This window comes from Azospirillum mesophilum, assembly GCF_053470405.2.
Map to the genome: position 1 here is coordinate 1 of NZ_JBPXMQ020000054.1, position 23,482 is coordinate 23,482.

General features: G+C 70.1%; 22 protein-coding genes. 7 read left to right on the forward strand and 15 right to left on the reverse strand.

The genetic code is table 11. The features are described from left to right. A partial coding sequence (locus ACSVC7_RS29120; protein WP_483508987.1) for a 1-deoxy-D-xylulose-5-phosphate synthase N-terminal domain-containing protein occupies nucleotides 1-880 on the reverse strand: 880 nt, incomplete at its 3' end. 224 nt (nucleotides 881-1,104) lie between these two features. Between ACSVC7_RS29120 and ispH the strand changes: the two genes are divergently transcribed. After that, nucleotides 1,105-2,058 (forward strand): 4-hydroxy-3-methylbut-2-enyl diphosphate reductase, encoded by a 954-nt coding sequence (ispH, locus tag ACSVC7_RS29125; RefSeq protein ID WP_448207072.1) that lies wholly within the window; start codon nucleotides 1,105-1,107, stop codon nucleotides 2,056-2,058. A gap of 3 nt (nucleotides 2,059-2,061) precedes the next feature. Next, nucleotides 2,062-3,207: an adenosyl-hopene transferase HpnH gene (gene hpnH / locus ACSVC7_RS29130; protein WP_448207071.1), complete on the forward strand. Its 1,146-nt coding sequence runs from the start codon at nucleotides 2,062-2,064 to the stop codon at nucleotides 3,205-3,207. Here hpnH and ACSVC7_RS29135 read toward each other — a convergent pair. The 5 genes from ACSVC7_RS29135 to ACSVC7_RS29155 form a co-directional block, all read right to left on the reverse strand. Then, a complete protein-coding gene (locus ACSVC7_RS29135; protein ID WP_448207070.1) occupies nucleotides 3,130-3,786 on the reverse strand; it encodes a phosphorylase family protein in 657 nt (218 codons plus the stop codon). The two genes, hpnH and ACSVC7_RS29135, sit on opposite strands and share 78 nt — an antisense overlap. Before the next feature lie 190 nt (nucleotides 3,787-3,976). Continuing rightward, nucleotides 3,977-5,926, reverse strand: a complete 1,950-nt coding sequence (gene shc, locus ACSVC7_RS29140; protein WP_448207069.1) for a squalene--hopene cyclase — start codon at nucleotides 5,924-5,926, stop codon at nucleotides 3,977-3,979. 138 nt (nucleotides 5,927-6,064) lie between these two features. Next, nucleotides 6,065-6,541: a Cu(I)-responsive transcriptional regulator gene (cueR, locus tag ACSVC7_RS29145; RefSeq protein ID WP_448207068.1), complete on the reverse strand. Its 477-nt coding sequence runs from the start codon at nucleotides 6,539-6,541 to the stop codon at nucleotides 6,065-6,067. After that, nucleotides 6,538-9,030 (reverse strand): heavy metal translocating P-type ATPase, encoded by a 2,493-nt coding sequence (locus ACSVC7_RS29150; RefSeq protein ID WP_448207067.1) that lies wholly within the window; start codon nucleotides 9,028-9,030, stop codon nucleotides 6,538-6,540. The genes cueR and ACSVC7_RS29150 overlap by 4 nt, the downstream gene beginning before the upstream one ends. An 86-nt stretch (nucleotides 9,031-9,116) precedes the next feature. Next, nucleotides 9,117-9,323 (reverse strand): heavy-metal-associated domain-containing protein, encoded by a 207-nt coding sequence (locus ACSVC7_RS29155; protein ID WP_448207066.1) that lies wholly within the window; start codon nucleotides 9,321-9,323, stop codon nucleotides 9,117-9,119. A 140-nt stretch (nucleotides 9,324-9,463) separates the two neighbouring features. On the opposite strand from ACSVC7_RS29155, the gene ACSVC7_RS29160 reads away from it, so the two are divergent. Next, the gene (locus tag ACSVC7_RS29160; protein WP_448207065.1) at nucleotides 9,464-10,018 is read left to right on the forward strand and encodes a hypothetical protein; all 555 of its coding nucleotides are present in this window, start codon (nucleotides 9,464-9,466) and stop codon (nucleotides 10,016-10,018) included. An 87-nt stretch (nucleotides 10,019-10,105) separates the two neighbouring features. Here the strand turns inward: ACSVC7_RS29160 and ACSVC7_RS29165 are convergent, their stop codons facing one another. Then, nucleotides 10,106-10,804 carry a pirin family protein gene (locus ACSVC7_RS29165; RefSeq protein WP_448207064.1) on the reverse strand — a complete coding sequence of 233 codons (699 nt, stop codon included), beginning with the start codon at nucleotides 10,802-10,804 and terminating at the stop codon, nucleotides 10,106-10,108. 178 nt (nucleotides 10,805-10,982) lie between these two features. On the opposite strand from ACSVC7_RS29165, the gene ACSVC7_RS29170 reads away from it, so the two are divergent. Both ACSVC7_RS29170 and ACSVC7_RS29175 read left to right on the forward strand, forming a co-directional pair. Then, nucleotides 10,983-11,618 carry a trimeric intracellular cation channel family protein gene (locus ACSVC7_RS29170; protein WP_448207063.1) on the forward strand — a complete coding sequence of 212 codons (636 nt, stop codon included), beginning with the start codon at nucleotides 10,983-10,985 and terminating at the stop codon, nucleotides 11,616-11,618. Nucleotides 11,619-11,650: 32 nt separating this feature from the next. Next, complete coding sequence (locus ACSVC7_RS29175; protein WP_448207062.1) at nucleotides 11,651-11,926, forward strand: GNAT family N-acetyltransferase; 276 nt, start codon at nucleotides 11,651-11,653, stop codon at nucleotides 11,924-11,926. Between the two features lie 15 nt (nucleotides 11,927-11,941). Here the strand turns inward: ACSVC7_RS29175 and ACSVC7_RS29180 are convergent, their stop codons facing one another. The 3 genes from ACSVC7_RS29180 to ACSVC7_RS29190 form a co-directional block, all read right to left on the reverse strand. Further along, on the reverse strand, nucleotides 11,942-12,646 hold the full coding sequence (locus tag ACSVC7_RS29180; protein WP_448207106.1) for an ABC transporter ATP-binding protein: 705 nt from the start codon (nucleotides 12,644-12,646) through the stop codon (nucleotides 11,942-11,944). A 101-nt stretch (nucleotides 12,647-12,747) separates the two neighbouring features. Next, nucleotides 12,748-13,491, reverse strand: coding sequence for a sulfite exporter TauE/SafE family protein (locus ACSVC7_RS29185; protein WP_448207061.1), 744 nt, complete (start codon nucleotides 13,489-13,491; stop codon nucleotides 12,748-12,750). Between the two features lie 29 nt (nucleotides 13,492-13,520). Further along, nucleotides 13,521-15,137, reverse strand: a complete 1,617-nt coding sequence (locus tag ACSVC7_RS29190; protein ID WP_448207060.1) for an acyl-CoA synthetase — start codon at nucleotides 15,135-15,137, stop codon at nucleotides 13,521-13,523. A gap of 194 nt (nucleotides 15,138-15,331) precedes the next feature. On the opposite strand from ACSVC7_RS29190, the gene ACSVC7_RS29195 reads away from it, so the two are divergent. Next, nucleotides 15,332-15,856, forward strand: a complete 525-nt coding sequence (locus ACSVC7_RS29195; protein WP_448207059.1) for an RT0821/Lpp0805 family surface protein — start codon at nucleotides 15,332-15,334, stop codon at nucleotides 15,854-15,856. 122 nt (nucleotides 15,857-15,978) lie between these two features. Here the strand turns inward: ACSVC7_RS29195 and ACSVC7_RS29200 are convergent, their stop codons facing one another. The 5 genes from ACSVC7_RS29200 to ACSVC7_RS29220 form a co-directional block, all read right to left on the reverse strand. Continuing rightward, entirely contained in the window at nucleotides 15,979-17,697 is a 1,719-nt protein-coding gene (locus ACSVC7_RS29200; protein ID WP_448207058.1) for a methyl-accepting chemotaxis protein, read from the reverse strand. Nucleotides 17,698-17,829: 132 nt separating this feature from the next. Beyond that, nucleotides 17,830-18,555, reverse strand: coding sequence for an ABC transporter ATP-binding protein (locus tag ACSVC7_RS29205; protein WP_448207057.1), 726 nt, complete (start codon nucleotides 18,553-18,555; stop codon nucleotides 17,830-17,832). Between the two features lies 1 nt (nucleotide 18,556). Then, nucleotides 18,557-19,546, reverse strand: a complete 990-nt coding sequence (locus ACSVC7_RS29210; RefSeq protein ID WP_448207056.1) for a branched-chain amino acid ABC transporter permease — start codon at nucleotides 19,544-19,546, stop codon at nucleotides 18,557-18,559. After that, nucleotides 19,543-20,412: a branched-chain amino acid ABC transporter permease gene (locus tag ACSVC7_RS29215; protein ID WP_448207055.1), complete on the reverse strand. Its 870-nt coding sequence runs from the start codon at nucleotides 20,410-20,412 to the stop codon at nucleotides 19,543-19,545. Before ACSVC7_RS29215 ends, ACSVC7_RS29210 begins: the two co-directional genes overlap by 4 nt. A gap of 88 nt (nucleotides 20,413-20,500) precedes the next feature. After that, nucleotides 20,501-21,475, reverse strand: coding sequence for a L,D-transpeptidase family protein (locus ACSVC7_RS29220; protein WP_448207054.1), 975 nt, complete (start codon nucleotides 21,473-21,475; stop codon nucleotides 20,501-20,503). A 138-nt stretch (nucleotides 21,476-21,613) separates the two neighbouring features. Between ACSVC7_RS29220 and ACSVC7_RS29225 the strand changes: the two genes are divergently transcribed. After that, nucleotides 21,614-23,407 carry a tetratricopeptide repeat protein gene (locus ACSVC7_RS29225; RefSeq protein WP_448207053.1) on the forward strand — a complete coding sequence of 598 codons (1,794 nt, stop codon included), beginning with the start codon at nucleotides 21,614-21,616 and terminating at the stop codon, nucleotides 23,405-23,407. The last annotated feature ends 75 nt before the right edge of the window (nucleotides 23,408-23,482 follow it).

Consider the following 23,482-nt stretch of genomic DNA (forward strand, 5'->3'; position numbering starts at 1 on the left):
AGGCCTCGGCCGGGCCGTAGCCCTTGCCCTTCTTGGTGACGACGTGGATCAGGACGGGCTTGTCGTCCTCGGCGTCGCGCACGTTCTGCAGCACCGGCAGCAGGTGGTCCAGGTTGTGCCCGTCGATCGGCCCGATGTAGTAGAAGCCCAGCTCCTCGAACAGCGTACCGCCGGTCACCATGCCGCGCGCGTACTCCTCCGCCCGCCGCGCCGCCGTACGCAACGGGCGCGGCAGCTGGTCGGCCAGATCCTCCGCGATGTGGCGCAGCGTCAGGAAGGGCTTGGAGGAGATCAGGCGCGACAGGTACGCGCTGAGCGCCCCCACCGGCGGGGCGATGGACATGTCGTTGTCGTTCAGGATCACGACCATGCGGCTGTGGCCGGAGCCGATGTTGTTCATGGCCTCGTACGCCATGCCGGCGCTCATGGCGCCGTCGCCGACCACGGCGATGACGTGGTTCTTCCGCCCCAGCTTGTCGCGGGCCACCGCCATCCCCAGCCCCGCCGACATGGCGGTGGAACTGTGCGCCGCCCCGAAGGGGTCGTACGCGCTCTCCGTACGTCTGGTGAAGCCGCTCAATCCGCCGCCCATGCGAAGCGTACGGATGCGGTCGCGGCGGCCGGTCAGGATTTTGTGCGGGTAGCACTGATGCCCGACGTCCCAGATCAGCCGGTCGTCCGGCGTGTTGAACACATAGTGGAGCGCCAAGGTCAGTTCGACCACGCCCAGCCCCGCGCCGAGATGACCGCCGGTGACCGACACCGCGTCGATGGTTTCCGTGCGCAGCTCGTCGGCGAGTTGGCGGAGTTGGCCGGGCTTCAGCGTCCGCAGATCGGTCGGGGTGTGGACGAGGTCGAGGAGCGGGGTTTTGCTTTTCATGACCGGTGCTTGCCCCCCAAGGCTCGCGCGCTTCGCTGATTTTTGCCGGTCTTTCGTGGGCGAACATGCGCCACGGGACCGCGCGCGTTGTTATGGCATGACTCGACACATGAACGCCGGAGCCGAGCGGCGCCAGCCACCTGCAAGTATCATACAGTAAGCTACCTGTGGGGCGGCGCGGACCATTCCAATCTGGCGTGTGACGTCACTTCAGGGACACGCGCATGAAGGTGATCCTCGCCCAACCTCGCGGCTTTTGCGCCGGAGTGCAGCGCGCCATCGACATTGTGGAACGGGCGCTGGCCCTGTTCGGGCCGCCGATCTACGTCCGGCACGAGATCGTGCACAACGGCCACGTCGTCGGGCGACTGCGCGCCAAGGGCGTGCGCTTCGTCGACGACTTGGCGGAGGTGCCCGCGGGCAGCGTCACCATCTTCAGCGCGCACGGCGTCTCTCCGGCGGTGGAGCGGGAGGCCAGGGCGCTCGGCCTGCGCGTGATCGACGCCACCTGCCCGCTGGTCGCCCGCGTGCATCTGGAGGCCATCCGCTACGCCCGCACGGGGCACGAGGTGGTGCTGATCGGCCACCCCGGCCATGCCGAGGTCGTCGGCACGCTGGGCCGGATGGAAGGCGGGCGCGCCCATCTGGTGTCCGACATCGCGGATGTGGACCGCCTGTCCATCGCCGACCCGGCCCAGATCGCCTACGTCACCCAGACGACGCTGAGCGTGGACGACACCCGCGCCATCATCGACGCGCTGAAGGCCCGCTTTCCCGCCATCAAGGGGCCGGACACCAAGGACATCTGCTACGCCACCCAGAACCGCCAGCGCGCGGTGCGGGAACTGGCCGCGAAGGCCGACGTGGTGCTGGTGGTCGGCGCAGCCAACAGCTCCAACTCCAACCGCCTGTGGGAAATCGCTCAGCTCCACGGCACGCCCGCCCATCGGATCGACGACGCCGGCGGGCTCGACCCCGCCTGGCTGGAGGGGGCGGCGGTGGTCGGCATCACTGCGGGAGCCTCCGCACCCGACGATCTGGTGCAGGGGCTGGTGACGCGGATCGGGGAGTTGCACCCCGTCACCGTCTCCATCCTCGACGGGGTGGAGGAGGACGTGCATTTCCGCCTGCCGCCCGAAGTTGCCGGTACCGGTTCGCACGAGCGTGTGGAGGCGTGACGCATGGCCGTTCCCCTGATCCAGGCGGCGATGGTCGGCGCCTACGTCGTGCGCCAGCATCTGCGCGGCAACCGGCGCTTCCCGCTGGTGCTGATGCTGGAACCGCTGTTCCGCTGCAACCTCGCCTGCGCCGGCTGCGGCAAGATCGACTACCCCGATCCCATCCTGAACCGCCGCCTGTCCTATGATGAGTGCATGGAGGCGGTGGAGGACTGCGGCGCGCCGGTCGTCTCCATCGCCGGCGGCGAGCCGCTGCTGCACCCGGAGATCGACCGCATCGCCGCCGGCATCACGGCGCGGCGGAAGTTCGTCTATCTCTGCACCAACGCGCTGCTGATGGAAAAGCGGCTGGACCGCTTCACCCCCAGCCCCTTCTTCACATGGTCCGTCCACCTCGACGGCGGGCGGGAGGAGCACGACCGGGCGGTCTGCCAGGACGGCGTCTACGACCGCGCCGTGACGGCGATCCGCGAGGCCAAGGCGCGCGGCTTCCGCGTCAACATCAACTGCACCCTGTTCGACGGGGCCGAGCCCGACCGGGTCGCCGCCTTCTTCGACGAGGCGATGGATGCTGGCATCGACGCCATCACCGTGTCGCCCGGTTACGCCTACGAGCGCGCCCCCGACCAGACGCATTTCCTGAACCGCCGCAAGACCAAGGACCTGTTCCGCGCCATCTTCGCGCGTGGACGGGGGAAGAACTGGCGCTTTTCCCAGTCCTCGCTGTTCCTGGACTTCCTGGCCGGCAACCAGACCTACCATTGCGCGCCCTGGGGCAACCCGACGCGCAACGTCTTCGGCTGGCAGCGCCCCTGCTACCTGCTGGGGGAGGGCTACGCCCCGACCTTCCGCGCGCTGATGGAGGAAACCGACTGGGACGCCTACGGCACCGGCAACTACGAGAAATGCGCCAACTGCATGGTCCACAGCGGCTATGAGCCGACCGCCGTGGAGGATACGGTGCGCCATCCGCTGAAGGCCCTGTCCGTCAGTCTGCGCGGCCCCCGCACGGACGGGCCGATGGCGCCGGAGATCCCGCTGGACGCCCAGCGCCCGGCGCAGGAGGTCTTCTCACGCCACGTCGCCGACACGCTCCGCCGGATCGAAGCCGAGGCCCCCCCGAGGAAACGCGCGGGCAGCCGCGCGTAGGGCGGCCAGCGCCCAGGTAAGGTCCCAGCCGAGCCGGACGAGCCCGACCACCTGCCGGGGATCGTCGCGGAGCTGCGACAGCACCGCCCCCGGCGCCATGCGCCCGCCACCGTCCAGCCCGGCCAGCGCGGCGGGCGGCAACGCGCGGTGCGCCGGGTCCGCGACGGCGCGCAGCACGGCGAAGGGCACTCCCCGCTCCCGGCACACCCGTGCAACGGCGAGGCTTTCCATATCCACGGCGAGCGCACCCGTGCGGGCGTGCAGGGCGCCTTTCTCGGCGACCGTGACGACGGGGCGGGCCACACTGGCGATCACCCCGGCTCTTGCGGTCGGAATGACCTGGAGCAGCCGCTCCCGCCACGCGCTGCTTGCCATATAGGCCGTACCGTCGCCGACGACTCCCGTGGCGATGACCAGCGTACCGGGCCGGATCTCCGGTGCCAGCCCGCCCGCAATGCCGAAGCTGATGACGCCCGACGCGCCCGCATCCAGCAGCGCTTCCGCCGCACCGGTAGGATCGGCACCGGCGCAGGCCACGGTGAGCCCAGTGCGACGGGCGATCCGCGCTTCGGCAGTCATTCCGGTGAGGATCGATGCAGTCAGGCATGCCTCCGGTTGCCGCCAGACATCCCTCTCCCGCCCCGGGAGAGGGTGGCCGCGCAGTGGCCGGGTGAGGGTGCCGACAAGAATCAGCGAACGATTCTCGGACGACCCTCACCCTTCCCACTTCGTGAGCCCCTTCCCTCTCCCGGGGCGGGATAGGGACAATTCACCCCCTCAACGCCCGGAAACGCGCGAGCGCCCACAGGGGGAAGCTCGCGGCGTAGCCGTGGTATTTCAGGTAGAAGACGCGCGGGAAGCCGACCGCCGTGAAGGGCTCCTCGGTCCACAGGCCCTCGGCGTTGCGGGTTGCCAGCAGCCATTCCACGCCGTGCGCCACCGCCGGGTGGTTGCCCTGCCCCGCCGCCATCAGGCCCAGCAGCGCCCAGGCCGTCTGGGAGGCCGTGGACACCGGCCCCTCCCCGCGCGGACCGCCGGGCCAGTCGGAAGCCCCATCCTCCCCCCAGCCGCCGTCCTCCCGTTGCCGCGCCAGCAGCCAGTGCGCCGCGCGCTGGATGCCCGGAGCGGAGCACGGGATCCCGGCGGCGTTCAGCGCCTCCAGCACCGACCATGTGCCATAGATGTAGTTGGTGCCCCAGCGCCCGAACCAGGCGCCGTCGCGTTCCTGCTCCCGCTCCAGGAAGGCGAGGCCGCGCCGGGTCGGCATGGTGTCGCGCCCCTCGCCCAGCCGGGCCAGCATCATGACGCAGCGCGCCGTCACGTCGGAGGTCGGCGGGTCGAGCAGCGCGCCGTGGTCCGCGAAGGGGATGTGGTTCAGGAAGTCGTGCTGGTTCTCCGCGTCGAAGGCTCCCCAGCCGCCGTTGCGGCTCTGCATGCCGACGATCCAGTCGCGGGCGCGGCGGATGGGCTCCGCGTAGCGCTCGGCGTCCTGGCGTTGCAGCGCCATGACCACCATGGCCGTGTCGTCAGTGTCCGGGTAATGAGGGTTGTTGTACTGGAAGGCCCAGCCGCCCGGCGGCAGGCCCGGCCGCCGCCATGCCCAGTCGCCCACGACGTCGAGGATCTGCCGGTCCACCAGCCAGTCGGCCCCGCGCCGCGCCGCGGCCCGCGCCGTGGGATTGCCGGTCTCCAGCAGGGCGTTGCAGATGATCGCCGTGTCCCAGACCGGCGACAGGCAGGGCTGGCAGTAGGTCCGCCCCGGCTGCCGCACCAGGAGGCCCTTCAGCGCCCGCCGCGCCGTGGCTGCCGACGGGTAGTCCGGCGCGTAGCCCAGCGCGTCGTACATCAACACGGCGTTCGCCATGGCCGGGAAGATGGCGCCCAAGCCGTCCTCCCCGTTCAGCCGCTCCGTCACGAAGCGCACGGCGCGGTCGATGGCCTGCTGGCGCCGGGTGGCCGGCAGGCGCGGCTGAACCTTGTGCAGGGCGGCGTCCAGCGCGCGGAACAGGGTGGCCCAGGCGCCCCGGTTGAAGTTGCTGTGCCAGTTGCGGACCTGCCCCGGCGGCTCCACGAACAGCTCCGGGATGTGGACGCCGCGCGGGTTGCGGGCGTGGAGCCGGTGGGCCATCACCACCAGCAGCGGCACCACCACCGTCCGCGACCAGTAGGAAATCCGCGAGATGTGAAACGGCGACCATTCCGGCAGGTTCATGATCTCCACCGGCATGGCCGGCACGGCCCGCCAGGGCACCTCGCCGAACTGCGCCAGCAGGATGCGGGTGAAGACGTTGCAGCGGGCCGCCCCGCCGCGCGCCAGGATCGCCTCTCGCGCGCGGCGCATGTGCGGGGCGTCCGGCGAATCCCCCGCCGCCTTCAGCGCGAAATAGGCCTTCACGCTGCAACTGACGTCCATGGCGCCGCCCTGGAACAGCGGCCAGCCGCCGTCGGCACCCTGCCCGGCGCGGATGAAGGCGGCGAGTTCCGCCTCCAGAACCGGGTCGATCTCGTCCAGGATGTGCTGAAGCAGGAGATATTCGGCTGGAATGGTGGCGTCCGCCTCCAACTCGAACACCCAATGTCCGTCGGCGTTCTGGCGGCGGATCAGGGCATCCGTGGCGTCCGCGATCGCGTCGTTGACCGCGCCGGCGGATGGCGCCGCCCGCCGCATCCGCAAGGTTGCGCTTGCGTTGTCGTTGACCATCCCCATCGACCGTTCCAAGCCCCGCCGTTCCCATTCCCGCCCCATTTCCGCGTTGCGGAAATGCCATGGTCACGAGGTGCCGCGCTTCACGGACGGGTTGGAAGTAACATACCGTAGCGTACGCCGGTCGCCGGCCGTACGTGTTGCCGAAATGCCCTACACGTACGGGGTGGAGCGGCAACAGTCCCCATGCGTCCGGTCGCCGTCCAGGCGGTCCCCGTCTCTGCGATCCCCGTCTATGGGATTCTCGTGAGCCAGATCGCGCAGGATCGGGCAGTCCGGGCGGTCGTCGCCGTGGCAGGCGTGGGCCAGATCCTTCAGCGTGTCGCTCATGGCGCGCAGTTCGGCGATCTTGGCCTCCAGCTCCGCCACATGGTCGAGCGCGATCCGCTTCACCTCGGCGCTGGAGCGGCCGCGGTCCTGCCACAGCCCGACCAGCGTCTGGATGCGATCGATGCTGAAGCCCAGCGTGCGCGCCCGCTTGATGAAGCGCAGGACGTTCACGTCGCTGGCCGTGTAGACGCGGTAGCCGGCGGCGGTGCGCCCCGCCTCCGGGATCAGGCCGATGGACTCGTAGTAGCGGATCAGCTTGGCGTTTACGCCCGACGCCTTGGCGGCCTCTCCAATATTCACGGCTTCCAGCTCCGCAGGGTGAGGGCGTTGGCGACCACGCTGACCGAACTCAGCGCCATGGCGGCCCCGGCCAGCACGGGGCTCAAGTAGCCCAGCGCCGCCAGAGGAATGCCCACCACGTTGTAGAAGAAGGCCCAGAACAGCCCCTGGCGGATCTTGGCGTAGGTCCGCCGCGACACGTCGATGGAGCCGGCCACCAGCGCCGGGTCGCCGCGCATCAGCGTCACCCCGGCCGTGTGCATCGCCACGTCCGTGCCGGTCGCCATGGCGATGCCGACGTCGGCCGCGGCCAGCGCGGGGGCGTCGTTGATGCCGTCGCCGACCATGCCGACCCGCTTGCCCTCCGCCTTCAGCGTCGCGACCACGTCGGCCTTGTCGCCGGGCAGCACCTCCGCGAAGACGCGGTCGATGCCCAGCTCGCGGGCGACGGCCTGGGCCGCGCCCTTGCTGTCGCCGGTGACCATGACCGTCTCCACCCCCTGCGCCTTCAGGGTGCGGATGGCCGTGCGGGCGCTGTCCTTCACCGTGTCGCCGAAGGCTACGAGCCCCAGCACGCGCCGCTGCGGCGCCGTCTCGGCCAGCCAGGACACGGTGTGGCCGGAGGCTTCCGACGCGCCCGCGCGGGCTTCCAGCATTCCATCGGCGAGCCCGCTTTCCGCCATCAGCCGCTTGCTGCCCAGCATCACCGCGCGCCCGTCCACCGTGCCTGTCACGCCGCGCCCGGCCAGCGCCTTGAAGTCGCGGGGCGAGTCCACCGCGATCCCCCTTTCCGCCGCGCGGGCACGGACGGCGTGGGCCAGCGGGTGCTCGCTTCCGGCCTGAAGGGCGGCGGCGAGGCGCAGCAGGTCGGGCTCGGTCACGCCCTCCCCCGGCACCAGATCGGTGACGCGCGGCTTGCCTTCCGTCAGCGTGCCGGTCTTGTCGAAGGCGACGGCGGTCAGGGCGTGGGCGTGCTCCAGCGCCTCCGCGTCTTTAATGAGGATGCCGTGCCGGGCGGCGGCACCCGTGCCGACCATGATGGAGGTCGGCGTGGCGAGCCCCAGCGCGCAGGGGCAGGCGATCACCAGCACCGACACCGCCGTGATGATGGCCAGTTCCGCGTCGCCGGTCGTCGCCCACCAAGCCGCGAATGTGACTGCGGCGATCACCAGCACCACCGGCACGAAGACGGCGCTGACCCTGTCCACCAGCCGCTGGATCGGCGCCTTGGACGCCTGCGCGCCCTCCACCATGCGGACGATCTTGGCGAGCATCGTCTCCGACCCGACCGCGACCGTCTCCACCACCAGCAGCCCGTCCACGTTGATGGAACCGCCGGTGACGCGGGAGTCCGGGGCCTTCTCCACCGGCAGGCTCTCGCCCGTCAGCATGGATTCGTCCACGCTGCCGGCGCCCTCCACCACGCGGCCGTCCACCGGGATGCGTTCTCCGGGGCGGACCACCACGACGTCGCCGACGCGCACCTGCGCGATGGGGACCTCGACCTCGGCACCATTCCGGCGGAGGCGGGCGGTGTCGGGGCGCAGCGACATCAGCGCGCGGATGGCCGCCGCCGTCTGGCCCTTGGCGCGCGCCTCCAGCCATTTGCCCAGCAGCACGAAGGTGATCAGCACCGCCGACGCCTCGAAATACAGGTGCGGCGTGTGGCCCGGATGCGCCGTCAGCATCAGATAGACGCTGAGCCCCCAGGCTGCCGAGGTGCCGAGCGCCACCAGCAGGTCCATGTTGCCGGATCCCGCCCGCACCGCCTTCCAGCCGGCGCGGTAGAATCGCCAGCCGAGCCAGAACTGCACCGGCGTCGCCAGCGCCAGCTGCACCCAGGGCGGCAGCATCAGGTGCAGCCCGACCAAGTCGCCCAGCATGCCCAGCACCAGCGGCGCCGACAGGGCGGCGGCGATCAGAACATGGTGAAGCTCCCGCCGGCTGCGGTCCTGGGCCTGCTGTTCCTCCGCCGGGGCACCGTCTTCCACCACCGGGGCTGCGGTGAAGCCGGTCATCTCGATGGCTTCGGCCAGCCTTGCGGCGTCCACCGACCCGGCATAGGCCGTGACGTGCGCGCGTTCGGTGGCGAGGTTGACGGCGGCGCTCTCCACCCCCGGCACGCGCAGCAGCGCCTTTTCGACGCGCGCGACGCAGGACGCGCAAGTCATCCCGCCCACCGTCAGGTCGAATTCCTGTTTCCGCGGCTCATAGCCGGCGGCCTCGATGGCCTCGGCCACCGCTTTCGCCTCGTCCTTGGTGGGAGGCTTGTCGGCGAAGGTGACGTGCGCGCGCTCCGTGGCGAGGTTGACGGACACGCCGGTGACGCCCGGCACGCGCGACAGCGCCTTCTCCACCCGGCCCACGCAGGACGCGCAGGTCATTCCTGACACGCCGATGTCGAGGGCGGCATCGGGCGAGAATTCGGTTCGAGTGTCATCGGTGCGGGCGGGGGCGGTGCGGGCGGAGGCGGTGCGGGCGGAGGCGGTGCGGGCGGGGGCGGTGGACATGATGTCCTCCCTGGAATCGGTACGGCGGCCATCCCCTATAAGGCTTCCAATGTTTGGAAGGTCAAGGGGATGGACCGCGAGATGCGTCACGCGGCCTGAAGCCCTTCAGCCTCGAAGCCCGCCTTGTCGAGCGCGTCGCGCAGGGCCGCCGCGTCGGGGGCGCCGGTCACGCGGACATCCTTCGTCGCAAGATCGATCTGCACATCCTCGACACCGGCAACGGCGCCAAGCGCCTTGCGCACCGACGCGGCGCAGCCGCCGCAGGTCATGCCGGGAACCTTGAACGCAACCATGGCTGTGATCCTCCTTCGGGACTGGATGGGACCAGCCTCCGCCTTCCAGCGATGGGAAGGTCAAGGGGATTTTGCACAGCCTGAACAAACCGCCAGCCGCGCTGTTGTCCGGGGGCACGGAGACCAGGAAAGCCCCAGCGATGACCCGCCTGACCATCGACGAAGCGCAGCAGCGCGTCCGCCATTTCCTGACCGGGGACATGGTGGAGGCCCTGCGCGCCGTGGATTACGAATCCCCGCCGCTCGCCGACAGCCCGTCCGCCCTGACGCTGGAGCGGGCGCGGCGGGCGACCGTGAATTTCAGCCATGTGGAGGGGGCGTCCGACTGCATCTACCGCGTGGACGCCTTCGACGAATCGCTTCTGATGCGCTTGCAGCTGAACGTGCGGCGCTTCGTGGCGATCTATCAGGTGCCGGTGTCCGACCCCATCGGCAGCAACACCATCGCCCCGCATTTCGAACGCTGGGCCATCGGCGCCGGCCACGCCGGCTGGATGATCGGCTGGCGCGACGGCACCGACCCCTGGAAGGCCGACCGCCGGACGGTGGAGACCTACTGCTACGCCATGCTGCCGGAGGACTTCCTCGACAACCCGCTGGAGCAGCTCTACTGGCGCACGGACCTCGTGCAGATGACCCGCGCTTTTATGTTGGAAGCGAAGCGGATGGGGATCCGGCTGGCGGCGGAGGCGTGAGGAATGTTGGGTTTCAGCAGAGCCTCAACCCAACCTACGATGGAACTTTGTAGGTTGGGTTGAGCGAGAAGCGAAACCCAACAGCGGCTACGCCAGATCGAAGACCAGCACCTCCGCCCCGATGCCGCTGTCGAGCGTCAGCGTGGTCTCGTTGCTGACCGCGGCGCCGTCGCCTTCCTTCAGGACCACGCCGTTCAGGCGCGCCTGGCCGCGAGCGACCTGCACCCAGGCGTGGCGGCCGGGGCGGAGTTCGTGGGTCACCGTGTCGCCATCGCCCAGCAGCGTGGCGTAGAGGTCCACGTCCTGGTGGATGGTCACGCTGCCCTGGCGCCCGTCGCGCGACCCGACGAGGCGCAGGCGGCCCTGCTTCTCCTCGGTCGGGAAGGCCGTCTGCTCATAGCCGGGAGCGATGCCTTCCCGCTCCGGCAGGATCCAGATCTGGAGGAAGTGCACGGGCTCCGCCTTGGAGGCGTTGTACTCGCTGTGGCGGATGCCGGTCCCGGCGCTCATGCGCTGGACCTCGCCCGGCCGGATGACGGAGCTGGTGCCCAGCGTGTCCTTGTGCTCCAGCGCGCCGTCCAGCACGTAGGACACGATTTCCATGTTGGCGTGGCCATGCGTGGGGAAGCCGGCGCCGGGGATCACCCGGTCGTCGTTGATGACGCGCAGCGCGCGGAAACCCATGTGCGCCGGGTCGTGATAGTGCCCGAACGAGAAGCTGTGCTTGCTGTTCAGCCAGCCCATGTTGACCGCGCCGCGCTCGTCGCGATGGCGAACCGTGATCATGCCCGTTCCTCCTGTCTCGTGAAGGGCCGCCCCGTGAAGGGTGATGGCCCTCGTCTCGGATGACAATGTGAGGCCAGAGGCGCGCAACAACAATTGGCGCCGCCAAGGCTTCTGTGTTCCATCCCGCACAACAACCGGATAGCATGGGGCTCACCGTTCCTCTCAACGACCGACGCCCATGCCCGACGTTTCGCCCGCCCTGCTCGCCATGGATTTGACCGGCACCTTCGTCTTCGGCCTGACCGGAGGAACCCTGGCCGTACGGCACCGGCTGGACATCTTTGGGGTGCTGGTGCTGGCGCTGGTGACGGCGCTGGCCGGCGGCATCCTGCGCGACCTTCTGATCGGCGCGGTTCCCCCGGCGACGCTGCGGGACGACCGCTACCTGATCGCCGCACTCTCCTCCGGGCTGTTTGCCTTCTTCTTCCATCCGCAGATCAACCGGCTGGTGAAGCCGGTGATGGTGCTGGACGCGGCGGGCTTGGGGCTGTTCGCGGTGGCGGGCTGCGGCAAGGCGCTGGCCTACGGGCTGTCCCCTGTGCCGGCGGTGCTGCTGGGCGTGCTGACCGCCTGCGGCGGCGGCGTGGTGCGCGATGTGCTGGTGGCGGAGGTGCCGCGCGTGCTGCGCGAGGAGGTCTACGCGCTGGCCGCCCTGCTCGGCGCCGCCATCGTCATTGCCGGTGCGCAGCTGGAACTGCCCCGCGTGCCGGTCGCCATCGTCGGGGCCGTCGCCTGCTTCCTGCTGCGCGTCGTCAGCGTGCTGCGCGGCTGGAGCGCGCCGCGCGCGCCGGGCTCGGACCGACCAAATCCATGAACCAACACCGCGCTTCATTTGTTGACGGTGGTATGAGCACACCCGTCAAAGACAACCCGGCCAAGGGCCGCTTCGAATTGGACGTGAACGGGCAGACCGTGTTCGCCAACTACCGGCGGAACGGCTCGACCCTCTACATTCCCTATGTGGAGGCCCCGCCCTCGCTGCGCGGCACCGGCGCCGCCGGCCGGCTGATGGAAGGCGTCATGCGGATCGCCCGCGCCGAGAAGCTGACCGTGGTGCCGATCTGCGGCTACGCGGCAAACTGGATCCACCGCCACCGCGAGCACCACGACCTGCTGCGGTAGGCCACAGCCCCGGATTCACAGCCCCAGATAGGCCTGCTTCACCGCCGGATCGGCCAGCAGTTGCTCCCCCGTGCCGGACAGAACGACGCGGCCGTTCTCCAGCACATAGGCGCGCTGGGCGATCTTCAGCGAGGCGGCGACGTTCTGCTCGACCAGGATGATCGTCATGCCCTCCGCCGCGAGGTTGCGGATGGTGCGGAACAGCTCCTGCACCATGGCGGGGGAAAGGCCCAGCGAGGGCTCGTCGAACATGATCAGTTCGGGCTTGCCCATCAGGCAGCGGCCGATGGCGAGCATCTGCTGCTCGCCGCCCGACAGGGTGCCGGCCGCCTGTTCCAGCCGTTCCTTCAGGCGCGGGAAGAGGGTCAGGACGCGCTCGAAGGTCTGCTTGGCCCCGGCGCGGGCGCGGGGGATGACGGCACCCATCTCCAGGTTTTCCCGGATGCTCAGGGTCGGGAAGATCTGCCGGCCCTCCGCCACCTGCCCGACGCCCAGGTCGCAGACGACGTGGCTGGGCAGGCCGGCGATGGGCTTGCCCTTGAAGGTGATGCTGCCGCGCGCCGGCTTCAGGATGCCGGAGATGGTGCGGATCAGCGAGGTCTTGCCCGCCCCGTTGGCGCCGACGATGGCGGTGGTCGTGCCCTCCGCCACGTCGATGGTCACGCCGTCGAGCGCCTGCGCGTCGCCGTAGTAGAGGTCGAGGTCGGTTACAGTCAGCATAGGGGCGGGCAGCATGGGGGCCGGGATGACCAAGCGGAAAGGGCCGCCACTCTAGCGCAGGCGCCGCCGGAACCGAACGGCTTTTACTTCAGGAAGAGCGTTTACTTCAGGAAGAACAGGGTGCTCATGATCAGGCCCACGGCGATGATGCCCGTGCGCAGGATGGGGGCCGGGATCTTCCGCCCCACCCGCGCCCCGGCATAGCCGCCGGTCATCGCCGCGATGGTCATCAGGGCGGCGTAGGGCCACTCCACCGCGCCGCCGACCGCGTAGGCCACCACGGCGATGGCGGTCAGCACGGCGGAGAACAGATTCTTCAGCCCGTTCATCGCGTTCAGGTTGGTCATCCCGAACAGGCTGAACTGCGCCAGCAGCAGGATGCCCAAGCCCCCGTTGAAATAGCCGCCGTAGACCGACACCGCGAACAGCGTCGCCAGCAGCGCCCCCGTCCCGTGCAGCCCGACCGACCGCAGCTTTGCGGAGATGGCCCCGCCGAAGGCGAACAGGGCGGTGGCCGCCAGCAGCAGCCACGGCACGATGCCCCGGAACACCGCGTCCGGCGTCATCAGCAGCAGCGCCGCCCCGACCAGCCCGCCCGCGAGGCTGACCACGGACAAGGCGACGAGCCCGACCCCGCCCACCGGCTCCAGGTCGTTGCGATAGCCGAACACACCGCTGGCGTAGCCCGGCAGCAGGGCCACCGTGCCGGTGGCGTTCGCCGCGACGGGCGGCACGCCCGCGTAGATCAGCGCCGGCAGCGTCAGGAAACTGCCGCCGCCGGCGACGGCGTTCATCGCCCCGGCGAAAAAGGCGGCGGCGAGGAGGAGAAGGGAGGTCGTCAGCATGTCGTCTTTTTGTCGTTCGCGTGTATTTCTTATCCCCGCGCGCGCAGCTCGCGGCGGATGATCTTGCCGGTGGTGGTCATGGGAAGGCTGTCCACGAACTCCACGGCGCGCGGGTATTCGTGGGCGGCGAGCCGGGTCTTCACATGCTCCTTGATGTCGGCGGCCAGCGCCTCGTCCGGCCGGTAGCCGTCCTGGAGCACGATGAAGGCCTTAACGATCTCCGTGCGCAGCGGGTCGGGCACGCCGACCACGGCGGCCATGCGGACGGCGGGATGGCCGATCAGGCAATCCTCGATCTCGCCGGGTCCGATGCGGTAGCCGGCCGACGTGATCACGTCGTCGTCCCGCCCGACGAAGCGGATGTAGCCGTCCTCGTCCAGCATCCCCTGGTCGCCGGTGACCAGCCAATCCCCGATAAACTTGCCGGCGGTGGCCTGCGGGTTGTTCCAGTATTGCAGGAACATCACCGGGTCCGGCCGGTGGACGCCGATCAGGCCGAGCTGGCCGGGCGGCAGCCGGTTGCCGGATTCGTCGATCACCGCCACGTCGTGGCCGGGGACCGGACGGCCCATGATGCCGGGCTTCGGGGGCATGACCGTGGCGCAGGACGACACGATCATGTTGCACTCGGTCTGGCCGTAGAACTCGTTGATGGTCACGCCGAAGGTCTGGCGGCCCCAGTCCAGCAGCTCCGCCCCCAGCGTCTCGCCGCCGCTGGCGACCGAGCGCATGCTGTAGTTCCAGCGCGTCTGCGGGTCCTTCACCGCGCGCATCATCTTCAGCGCGGTCGGCGGCAGGAAGGCGTTGCGCACCTGGAAGTCGGCGAGCAGGCGGAAGGCTTCCTCCGCGTCGAACTTCTCGAAGCGGTGGGAGACCACCGTCACCCCGTGGTGCCAGGCCGGCAGCAGCACGTCGAGCAGCCCGCCGATCCAGGCCCAGTCGGCCGGCGTCCAGATGCGGTCGCCCGGCTGCGGGAACAGGTCGTGCGAGATCTCCACCCCCGGCAGGTGGCCCAGCAGCACGCGGTGCGCGTGCAGCGCCCCCTTCGGCTGGCCCGTGGTGCCGGAGGTGTAGATGATCACCGCCGGGTCGTCGGCCGCCGTGTCGACGGGCGTGAAGTCCTCCGAGGCGGCATCGACCAGCGCGTGCCAGTCGAGTTCGCCCTCGCCCGCTCCGTCGATCCGCAGGACGAGTTTCAACTCCGGCAGGCGGTCGCGGATCTGGGCGATCTTCGCCGCTCCCGCCGCGTCCGTGACGACGGCCTTGGCCCCGCAGTTGCCGAGCCGGTATTCCAGCGCCTCCACCCCGAACAGGGAGAAGAGCGGCACGGCGATGCCGCCCATCTTGTAGACGGCGACATGGCTCACCGCCGTTTCCGGCGCCTGGGGCAGCAGGATGCCCACCCGGTCGCCGCGCCCGACCCCGCGCTCGGCCAGCGCGTTGGCGAGCCGGTTCGACAGGCGACGGACGTCGGCGAACGTGAAGGTCTCAACCGAACCGTCGCGGCGCTTGTGGATCAGGGCGGGCCGGTCCGGGTCGGCCTCCGCCCACCTGTCACACACGTCCACGCCGATGTTGTAACGCTCCGGCACCGCCCACACGAAACGGTCGCGCAGAGCCTCGTAGCTGTCCGCTTTCGGCAGCATCGTCTCCTCCCACATCGTTTTTGCCGGCCGCTTGTCCCGCGGCCATTTTTTCCATCATATGGATATCGGCGCCCGCCCGCCACGCGGATGGAATAGTTTGCTGAGCAGCCATGTTCATTCGAACAAAGCCCAACCTTGAGCGCGGGCGCACAGCCTGTATCTATCAGACGTGCGTTTTGTCGGAGAGACCAGCCATGAAAGCCAAGCCCTTCGTCGCGGTTGTTTTATCCCTAGGCCTGCTGGCCGGCTGTGCCAGCCCCTATGGCTCCGGGGGCGCCTATGCCGGCGGCGGGTACGGCGGTGATGGGATGTTCGACGGCAACAAGCAGACCGCCGGCACCATTCTGGGCGGCGTGGTCGGCGGCCTTGCCGGGTCCCGCTTCGGCGGCGGCTCCGGCAAGCTGGTCGCGGTGGGCGTCGGCACGCTGCTGGGCGCTGCCCTCGGCAACGCCGCCGGCAAGTCGCTCGACCGCGCGGACCAAGCCTACGCCCAGCAGGCGGTCGGGCAGGCCTACGCGGCCCCGACCGGTTCCACGATCCGCTGGAACAACCCGCAGTCGGGCAACTGGGGCACCTACACCCCGACCCGCGACGGCACCGGCCCCTCCGGCGAGCTGTGCCGCGAGTACCAAACCACCATCTCCATCGGCGGCCAGCTTCAGCAGGGCGTCGGCACCGCCTGCCGTCAGGCGGACGGAAGCTGGCGCGTGGTGAGCTGACAAAGCGCGCCGGCCCCCTCCCCATCCCTCCCCCGCTCACGCGGGAGAGGGGGCTTTGGCGAAGCGGCGGCAGTCCCCTCTCCCTCGAAGAGGGGGAGGGTTAGGGAGGGGGCAAAACGGCCCTACGCCGCCTTCACCGCCGACAGGAACACCTCCACCTTGCTGCGCAGGCTGTCGGCCTGATCGGACAGGGTGCCGGCCGCGCCCAGCACCTCGTGGGCGGCGGAGCCCGTCTCGCTGGCGGCGCGGTTCACGTCGGCGATGTTGTTCGACACCTGCTGCGTGCCGGACGCGGCCTGCTGGATGTTGCGGGCGATCTCCTGCGTGGCCGCCTGCTGCTGCTCCACCGCCGCGGCGATCGCGCCGGCCACCTCGTTGATGCGGCGAATGGTGCCCATCACGTCGCCGATGCAGGCCACGGCCCCGTCCGTCTCGTTGCGGACGGAGACGATCTTCGCGGCGATCTCGTCGGTGGCGCGGGTGGTCTGGTCGGCCAGCGCCTTGACCTCCGCCGCGACGACGGCGAAGCCCTTGCCCATTTCACCGGCCCGCGCCGCCTCGATGGTGGCGTTCAGCGCCAGCAGGCGGGTCTGGGCGGCGACCTGGGTGATGAGGTCGATCACCGCCACGATCTCCGCCGAGGCGTTGGCGAGGCTGCGCATGGCGTGGTCGGCCAGTTCGGCCTTTTCCACCGCCTCGCCCGCGATGTCCGTGCTGCTGGCGACCTGACGGCCGATTTCCTGCACGGAGGCGGCCAGTTCCTCGGTCGCGGTGGCGACGGTCTGGACGTTGGCGCTGGCCTGCTCCGACGCCGTAGCGACGGTGACCGACTGGCGGGAGGTCTGCTCCGCCGTCGCGGCGAGCTGGCTGGCCGTCGCCTTCATCTGCACGGCGGCGGAGGAGACGGAGCCCAGCGCCGCGCCCGCCTCGCGGTCGAATCGGCCGGTCAGATCCTCGATGGCGCGGGCGCGGCGGGCGCGGGCCTCCTGCTCGGCGCGCTCGCGCTCCGCCGCCTGGCGGGCGGCGATCATGCCGTCCTTGAAGACCAGCACCGCCTTGGCCATCAGCCCGAGCTCGTCGCCGCGCCCCGTGGCCGGCACCGGCGTGGCGTCGTCACCTTCGGCCAGCCGGCGCATGGCCTCGGTCATGGCGGTCAGCGGCCGGACGATGGAGCGCGACGTCAGCACCACCGCCGCCACCGCGATCAGCAACCCCAGCGTCAGCAGCCCGCCCTGCACGGCGACCAGCCGGTTCGCCGCTTCGATCATGCCCTCCGTGTCGGACTGCAGCAGGGCGCGCTGGCGCGGGATCATGCCGGTGGTCCCCAGCGCGCCGGCGTGCGTGTCGCCCACCAGAAGCCGCATCACCTGATTGGCGCGCGGGATCGCGTCGTCGTTCAGGGAGTTCAGCGCCCCCATCTGGTCGCCGATGGTGCCGAGCGATTCCGCCATGTCCTGGTCGCGGCGCAGGTCGTCCAGCAGGGGCTTCACCGCCGCCCAGGCCTTCTTGACCTCCGGGTCGGTCCAGTTGACGGACAGGCCGTCCATCTCCGCGCGCAGGGCGTCGATGCGTTCCCATGCGAGGGTGCGTTCCTGCTTCAGATCTTCCCGGTTGGTCAGCAGGTAACCCTGCATGGCGCCGTTCGTGGCCGTCACCGCGGCGACGATGCCCTGCCCGGCCAGCGCCGTCGGCATGCGCACCTCCGCGACCATGCGGCTGATGGTCTTCCCGTTGGTGGTCATGACCAGCCCGATGCCGACGGTCACCACCAACACGGCGATCACCGCCGCGAATCCGATGGTCAGCCGGCGGCCGATCCGCAGATTGCCCAGTGCCTTCATGCGTTCCTCCCCGTGAGGCTCTTGTGAGCCCTTATGCGACCTACCGTTGATTGGTTGGTCGTCACGATTGTTTAGAAACGCAATGATGCGGCTGCAAACGTTAACGGAGTGTTGCGCTGGGACGTGCGGGGATTAAAGCTCCTCCGCCCCCAGGTAGGATTCGATCACGCGGGGGTCGGCCACAACGTCTGCGGGAGTACCATCGGCGATCTTTTCGCCGTGGTCCAGCACCACCACCCCGTCGGACAGGGCCATGACGGCGCGCATGACGTGCTCGATCATCAGGATCGTCAGCCCTTCGCGCCGGTTCAGGTCGCGCAGGACCTCGACCATGCGGTCCACCTCGGTCGGGCGCAGGCCGGCCAGCACCTCGTCCAGCAGCAGCAGCGTCGGCCGGGTGGCGAGCGCGCGGGCGACCTCCAGCCGCTTGCGGTCGGGCAGGGTCAGGCTGCGCGCCGGGCGGGCCGCCTGGTCGGCGAGGCCCAGCCGCTCCAGCACCACCCGCGCATGGCGCCGCGCCGCCTCGACCGAGCGTTCGCGGGCCAGCGCGCCGACCACCACATTCTCCTCCACCGAGAGCTGGCCGAAGGGCTTCACGATCTGGAAGGTGCGGCCGATGCCAGCGGCGCAGACGCGGTTCGGCTTCAGGCCGGTGATCGGCTGCCCGCGCAGATGCACGCGCCCCTCGTCGGGCGGGAAGACGCCGGCGATCAGGTTGAAGGTCGTCGTCTTGCCGGCCCCGTTCGGCCCGATCAGCGCGACGATCCGGCCCTCCGGCACGGCGAAGCTGACGTCCGACACGGCCTTCAGCCCGCGGAATCGCTTGGACAGGCCCTCGACGGTCAGGAGGTTCGTCATCTCACGCCTCCTCCCCCGGCTGGCGGGTGAGCTTCAGGCGGCGCGCCAGCCATGGCCACACGCCGTCCGGCCGGAACACCACGATGATCACCAGCGCGACACCGTAGAACAGCTGCTTCAGCCCCGGCAGCCCCAGACCCGAGACCTCGATCAGATAGGTCAGCCCCTCGCCCAGCGGGGTCAGGATGAAGGCGCCCAGGATCGGCCCGATCAGCGTGCCGATGCCGCCGACGATGGCCGGCAGGATGATCTCGATGGAACGGCCCATGGAGAAGACCTGCTCCGGGAACAGGTTGTTGAAGTAGAAGGCCTGGAACACGCCGCCCAGCGCCGTCAGGGCCGACGACACCGCCACCGCCGCGATGCGCGCGCGGAACAGGTCAACGCCCACGGCCTCCGCCGCTTCCGGCTCCTCGCGGATCGCCAGCCACTGGTAGCCGAGCCGGCTGTGCAGCAGCACCCGCGACAGGGCCAGCGCCCCCAGCACCAGCGCCAGGATCACGTAGTAGAACAGCGTCGGCGAGCCGCGCAGGTTCGCCAGATCGTTGCCCATGTCGCCGGCCACCGGGATGAAGAAGCCGCCCGACCCGCCGAACCATTGCAGATGGTCGAAGCCGATGCGCGCCACCTCGGCGAAGGCGATGGTCAGCAGCGCGAAATGCACGCCGCGCACGCCGAAGCGGAAGCTGAGAAAGCCGATGAAGCATCCGGCCGCCATCGCCGCCAGCATCGCCACCCACAGCCCGGCCCACGGGCCGATGCCGAAATGCACGAACAGCGCCGCGCTGGCGTAGGCGCCGAGCCCGACATAGAGCGCGTGGCCAAGCGACAGCAGGCCGGAGAAGCCCATCATCACGTTCCAGGCCTGCCCGACATAGGCGAACCACAGCACCGTCGTCAGCACCGACACCACATAGCGGTCGGCGAACAGCGGTGCGACCAGCAGCAACACGCCCGACAGGGCGAGCAGCACCATCCCGCGCGGCGTCACGAGCGCCTCCCCAACAGGCCCTGCGGGCGCAGCAGCAGCACCGCGATCAGCACCACATAGCTGAACAGGGATTTCAGCGACGGCGCCAGCAGGATGCCGGCCATCGCCTCCGACAGGCCGATCAGCACGCCGCCCAGCAGCGCGCCCGGCAGGCTGCCCAGGCCGCCGACGATGACGATGATGAAGCTCAACAGCGTGTATTCCGGCGCCAGCTGCGGGCGGGCGTCGACCAGCAGCGTCATCAGCGCCCCGGCGATGCCGACCACGCCCGCCCCGATGCCGAAGGTCAGGGCGTAGAGCCCGTCGATGTTCAGCCCGACCACACGCGCGCCCAGCGGGTTGTCGGCGCAGGCGCGGATGGCCTTGCCCGTCCGGCTGAAGCGGAAGAAGGCGAACAGCGCGGCGGCCACCACGATGGCCCCCGCCCCGGCGCGCAAGCGGACCGCGTCCAGCAGCAGCGGCCCGACCTCCACCGTGTCGAAGCCGTAGGGCACCGGGACGTTGCGGGAATCCGGCCCGAACAGCATCAGCATGGCGTTCAGGATGATCGTTGCGATGCCCAGCAGCAGGATGAACTGCATGTGCTCCGGCCGCTCCACGAAGCGGTTGACCAGCCCGCGCTGCAACAGCCAGCCGAAGGCGAACAGCACCGCCGCCACGATGGGCGCGGCCAGGACCGGGTCGAGCCCGAGCAGGCCGGACAGCAGCACCGCACCGTACATGCCGGCGACCATCATCTCGCCATGCGCGAAATTGACCACGCGCACCACGCCGAAAATGACCGACAGCCCCAGCGCCGCGAGCCCGTAGACGAGCCCGGTCAGCAGCCCGGATGCGGCGATGTTCAGGTAATAATCAAACGACATGCGGGATCGCCCCGGTGGCAAAGCCCCAGCGGGGTAGCAGTCCTTCGTATTCGAGGCAAGTGCGATGACAAAGCCGTGCTGGTGTCGCTCAACGCTTCTCCGCCACCCGCGTCCCGCCGCCCAGCTCCGCGATCCTCCGCGCCACGTCCTCAAGACGTCCCGACAGGGCCGCGCCCAGGCAGGCGCGGGCGGAGGCGGCGACGGCCGGGTCGTCCTCCGTGCCCTTGCGGATCCAGCACAGCGCGTTGATCCGCTCGTCGAAGCGGCGCTCGTCCTGGATCAGCGCGTAGGAAGCGGCGTCGCGGCTCTCCGGGGGCAGGCCGCTCAAAAAGCGTTCCTGCAGGCCGCGCGCCCGACCGTCGAGCGCGGCCAAGTCCGGCAGCGTGCAGATCATCCGACGCACGGGCGCGCTGGCTCCGGCGCAACGCGGGTCCGGAATCACCGCGACCGACGCGACCGGCGCGGGAGCCGGCGCGGCCTTCGGCTCCGGTGGCGGCGCCGGGACGGAGGCCACCACCGGGATGGGCGCGGGCTTCACGGCGTTGGGGGCCGCCGGCGCGGCTTTCTGGACCGCCGGCACGACCACCGGCCCACCCACCGCCCCGTCCACGACTCGGACGGGCGTTCCAACCTCGACGATCGCGAACAGCGCCTCCACGTCGGCGGGCAGCATGCGGAAGCAGCCACTGCTGACGCGCCGGCCGATCGAGCCCGGTTCGTTGGTGCCGTGGATGGCGATGGCGGTCCAGCCGAGGTCGAGCGCGTGCTTGCCGAGCGGGTTGTGCGGCCCCGGCGGCACCGACAGGGGCAGCGACGGCTTGGCGCGGCGCTGGCTGGCCGTCGGGTGCCAGGTGGGATTGTGCCGCTTGCGCACCACCGTCGTGTCGCCCAGGGGAATCGCCACACCCGGCCGGCCGATGGCGACGGGGAAGGACCGCGCCTCGCGCCCCTCGTCCATCAGGTACAGGCGCCGCTCCTTCAGGCTGATGACGATGCGGTGTTTCGCCGCGAGGGGGGCCTCCTCAAGCTCTTGCGCGGACGCCGGGATGGAAGAAAAAACCACGATCGCAACCGCCAGGGTTGCCGCGGAGGCCCAATGCCACAACAATGTCGCGATGCGCTGCATGGGAAAAGTTCAGCGCTTCTCTCCTAAATCCGCGTAAACATGCCGTCAGGGACCAAGCAGCAGGAACGCCCAGATATGGACACCATCGAACAGACGCTGGCCGTCGCGACCGAGCATCACCGCGCCGGCCGCACGGCGGAGGCCGAACGCCTTTACCGGGAAGTGCTGGCGTCCTCGCCCCGTCACCCTGACGCGCTGCATCTGCTCGGCGTCATCGCGCTGCAAGCCGGCCGGCCGGCGGAGGCTGCGGATCTGATCGGACAGGCGGTCGGCAATGACCCGACCTCCCCCCTGCTGCACGCCAACCTGGGCCACGCGCTGCACGCCACCGGGCGCACCCGCGACGCGGGGCTCAGCTTCGCGCGGGCGCTGACGCTGCTGACCAACCAGGGCGAGGGCTGGGGCAACGTCAGCGCGCTCGCCAACCTGATCCGCCGCTACGACGACGAGACCCGCCGCGCGGCGGCGGATGAGGTCGACGCCAACTACGCCATGGGCGACGTGATGCGGCGCCGGTCGCTGCTGTTCCTGCTGTCCGGCGACCTGAAGCATTACGAGGCGCTGACCCGCGCCGTTCTGGCCGAACCGCTGCAGTTCACCGTGCCCTCGATCCACTATGCCTTCTGGGGCATGGCGATGCAGATCTTCCACGGGGCGGTGCGCTTCGGGGACGTGGGCGGCTTCTCCGCCGGCGACCTGCTGCGCTTCTACCGGATGATGATCAGCGAGACGACGCAGCGCTTCAACCTGCGCCAGCGCATGAAGCGCGCCCTGCCCCGCGCCGAGGTGAAGCGGATCGCCTTCATCACCAACCAGATGCTGGGCGAAGGGCACCAGCCGACCGTGGACGCCTTCGACTATGCCCGGCGGTTGCAGGACGACTTCGGGCGCGAGGTCGTCATCGTCAATCCCAACGCCATGGCGGTCACCGGCGAGAACGGTTTCGTGCCGGAATACGCCTACAACGTGACCGACGAGTATGAGGGCGAACAGACCATCGCCGCCTTCGGCGCGCGGGTCCGCATGGCCTCCTTCCCGCAGAAGCGCTTCGACGAGGAGAAGGTGCACGCCATCGTCGATTACGTGGACGCCTTCGATCCCGACGTCATCGTGTCCTTCGGCGGGTCGAACGTGGTCGCCGACCTGTTCGCCGGGTCGCGCCCGGTAGTGTCGCTGCCGACCTCCTCCGGCCTTCCGCTGACGCAGGCCCGGCTGATCCTGGGCTATGGCGAGACGGACAGCGCCGCCGGCTGGCCCGCCGACATGGCCGGACGGTTCCGCCCCTTCTCCTTCGGCTGGACCCTGCCGCCGGGCGGCGTGGAGCGCAGCCGCACCGATTTCGGCATTCCGGAGGGCGGACCGCTGTTCGTGGCGGTGGGCAACCGCCTGGACCAGGAGGCGGGTCCCGAGTTCCTGGCGCTGGTCGATTCGCTGCTCGACCGCCTGCCCGAGGCGCGGGTGGTCTTCGCCGGCGCCGTCGAATCCCTGCCAGCCCGCCTCGCGGCCCTGCGCAACGCGGACCGGGTCCAGTCGCTGGGCCATGTGGACGACGTGCGGGCGCTCTACCGCCTCGCCACCGCCTACCTGAACCCGCGCCGCCAAGGCGGCGGCGGCAGCGCAGCCTTCGCGCTGGCCGAGGGGCTGCCGGTCGTCACCCCCGCCGCCGGCGATGTGGCGAACGTGTCGGGTCCGGCCTTCACCACGGCGGACGACGCGGCCTTCCTGGACCGCGCCGCGACGCTCGCCACCGACGCGGCATTCCGCGAGAAGCAGGCCGCCGAAGCCCGTGCCCGCTTCGCCGCCGTCGGCGACCGCCACACGTCGGCGGAACGCCTGCTGGCCTACGGACTGGAGGCGCAGACGGCGTAAGATTCCGTCATCGCACATCCTTTCGTCATCCCCGCGATAGCGGGGATCCAGGGCTACTCGAAGCCTCGTCGAATT

What these genes read in the sequence shown, in the direction of transcription:
- ACSVC7_RS29185 (WP_448207061.1), bottom strand. Translation starts at nt 13,491, where the DNA reads ATGCTGACGACCTCCCTTCTCCTCCTCGCCGCCGCCTTTTTCGCCGGG.
- ACSVC7_RS29180 (WP_448207106.1), bottom strand. Translation starts at nt 12,646, where the DNA reads ATGCTGACTGTAACCGACCTCGACCTCTACTACGGCGACGCGCAGGCG.
- ispH (WP_448207072.1), top strand. Translation starts at nt 1,105, where the DNA reads ATGAAGGTGATCCTCGCCCAACCTCGCGGCTTTTGCGCCGGAGTGCAG.
- ACSVC7_RS29200 (WP_448207058.1), bottom strand. Translation starts at nt 17,697, where the DNA reads ATGAAGGCACTGGGCAATCTGCGGATCGGCCGCCGGCTGACCATCGGA.
- ACSVC7_RS29150 (WP_448207067.1), bottom strand. Translation starts at nt 9,030, where the DNA reads ATGTCCACCGCCCCCGCCCGCACCGCCTCCGCCCGCACCGCCTCCGCC.
- ACSVC7_RS29175 (WP_448207062.1), top strand. Translation starts at nt 11,651, where the DNA reads ATGAGCACACCCGTCAAAGACAACCCGGCCAAGGGCCGCTTCGAATTG.
- ACSVC7_RS29170 (WP_448207063.1), top strand. Translation starts at nt 10,983, where the DNA reads ATGCCCGACGTTTCGCCCGCCCTGCTCGCCATGGATTTGACCGGCACC.
- ACSVC7_RS29215 (WP_448207055.1), bottom strand. Translation starts at nt 20,412, where the DNA reads ATGTCGTTTGATTATTACCTGAACATCGCCGCATCCGGGCTGCTGACC.
- ACSVC7_RS29165 (WP_448207064.1), bottom strand. Translation starts at nt 10,804, where the DNA reads ATGATCACGGTTCGCCATCGCGACGAGCGCGGCGCGGTCAACATGGGC.
- ACSVC7_RS29155 (WP_448207066.1), bottom strand. Translation starts at nt 9,323, where the DNA reads ATGGTTGCGTTCAAGGTTCCCGGCATGACCTGCGGCGGCTGCGCCGCG.
- ACSVC7_RS29190 (WP_448207060.1), bottom strand. Translation starts at nt 15,137, where the DNA reads ATGCTGCCGAAAGCGGACAGCTACGAGGCTCTGCGCGACCGTTTCGTG.
- ACSVC7_RS29160 (WP_448207065.1), top strand. Translation starts at nt 9,464, where the DNA reads ATGACCCGCCTGACCATCGACGAAGCGCAGCAGCGCGTCCGCCATTTC.
- ACSVC7_RS29225 (WP_448207053.1), top strand. Translation starts at nt 21,614, where the DNA reads ATGGACACCATCGAACAGACGCTGGCCGTCGCGACCGAGCATCACCGC.
- ACSVC7_RS29205 (WP_448207057.1), bottom strand. Translation starts at nt 18,555, where the DNA reads ATGACGAACCTCCTGACCGTCGAGGGCCTGTCCAAGCGATTCCGCGGG.
- hpnH (WP_448207071.1), top strand. Translation starts at nt 2,062, where the DNA reads ATGGCCGTTCCCCTGATCCAGGCGGCGATGGTCGGCGCCTACGTCGTG.
- ACSVC7_RS29195 (WP_448207059.1), top strand. Translation starts at nt 15,332, where the DNA reads ATGAAAGCCAAGCCCTTCGTCGCGGTTGTTTTATCCCTAGGCCTGCTG.
- ACSVC7_RS29135 (WP_448207070.1), bottom strand. Translation starts at nt 3,786, where the DNA reads ATGACTGCCGAAGCGCGGATCGCCCGTCGCACTGGGCTCACCGTGGCC.